This is a genomic window from Streptomyces sp. NPDC051183, assembly GCF_040682455.1.
In the GTDB taxonomy this organism is placed as follows: Bacteria; Actinomycetota; Actinomycetes; order Streptomycetales; family Streptomycetaceae; genus Streptomyces.
The window spans coordinates 1-1,390 of record NZ_JBFBBA010000125.1 but is presented as its reverse complement, the minus strand read 5'-3'; the positions used below and the strand labels follow the sequence as shown (position 1 = coordinate 1,390).

1 protein-coding gene is annotated in these 1,390 nt (G+C 66.8%); it reads left to right on the top strand.

The window, feature by feature from the left end:
- Positions 1–84: 84 nt before the first annotated feature.
- Positions 85–1,248 (top strand): IS701 family transposase, encoded by a 1,164-nt coding sequence (locus tag AB0M99_RS37780; RefSeq protein ID WP_365928802.1) that lies wholly within the window; start codon positions 85–87, stop codon positions 1,246–1,248.
- The last annotated feature ends 142 nt before the right edge of the window (positions 1,249–1,390 follow it).

Here is a 1,390-nt window from a genome sequence, read left to right as displayed (position 1 = left end):
TAATACTGCAACCGCATGTGGCGTGACGGTTGGTGTCGGTGCTCGTTGTTGTGACTGTGTGATCAATCGCTGACGGTCGAGCAGATCGAGTCGTGGTCCGAGGGTGTAGCGGACTTGCATGCCCGGTTCGGGCATCGTTTTGGCAGGTCGGAGCCACGTGATCGGGCTCTGGACTACCTCAGGGGCCTGCTGGCGCCGCTGGAGAGGAAGAACGGGTGGACGCTGGCCGAGCAGGTCGGCCAGCTCCGCCCGGACGGCGTGCAACGCCTGCTCAACCACTCCGAATGGGACGAGAACGCGGTCCGTGACGATATCCGGGACTTCGTCGTGGAGAGCATCGGGACAAAAGACGGCGTGCTCATCGGGGACGACACCGGGTTCCTGAAGAAGGGCACCAGGTCGGCAGGGGTCCAACGGCAGTACTCCGGCACCGCCGGCCGCACCGAGAACTGCCAGATCGGCACCTTCCTCGCCTACGCATCCGCCGAAGGGCGGGCGTTGATCGACCGGGAACTCTACGTCCCGAAGTCCTGGACGGACGACCGGGACCGCTGCCGGGCTGCCGGGATCGACGACACGGTGCCGTTCGCCACGAAGATCGAGCACCTCAAGTGGATGCTGCAACGCGCCATCGACGCGGCTGTTCCCTTCGCCTGGGTGACCGCGGACGAGGCATACGGGCAGGTCAAACACTTCCGTGCCTGGCTGGAAGAACGCCGGGCCGCGTATGTGCTGGCGACGAAGGTCAACGACACCGTGATCACGGCCGACGGCCGCGACGCGCGAGTCGACGGGCTGATCGCGGCCCTGCCGAAGCAGGCATGGAAGCGGATCTCCGCCGGAGCCGGTGCCCACGGCCAGCGGATCTACCACTGGGCCCGCGTCGCAATCCTGCCCGCCTGGGAGGGCGGATCGGGGCACTGGGTGCTCGCTCGCCGCAACCTGTCCGACCCCACCGACATCGCCTACTACGTCTGCTACGGCCCCGTCACTTCCCGGCTGAAAGACCTGGTCAGGACCGCTGGAGCCAGGTGGGCGGTGGAGGAATGCTTCCAGACCGCGAAAGGTGAATGCGGGCTTGACCACTATCAGGTGCGGCTCTACCGGGCCTGGTACCGGCACATCACCCTCGCCATGGCCGTCCTCGCCTACCTCACGGCCATCCGTGCCGCAGAAGCCGCAAAAGGGGCAGCGGAGGCGACGAGCAAGACCTCATACCCCTCAGCGTCCCGGAGATCCGCCGGATGATCGGGCACGTCGTCCTCACGCCCCGCTGCCATCCCAACGAGCACCGTCTCCGCTGGTCACACTTCCGCCGACGCAGCCAAGCCCGAGCCCGCCGCTGCCACTACCAACGACGGGGCCACGACCCCCACATGCGGTTGCAGTA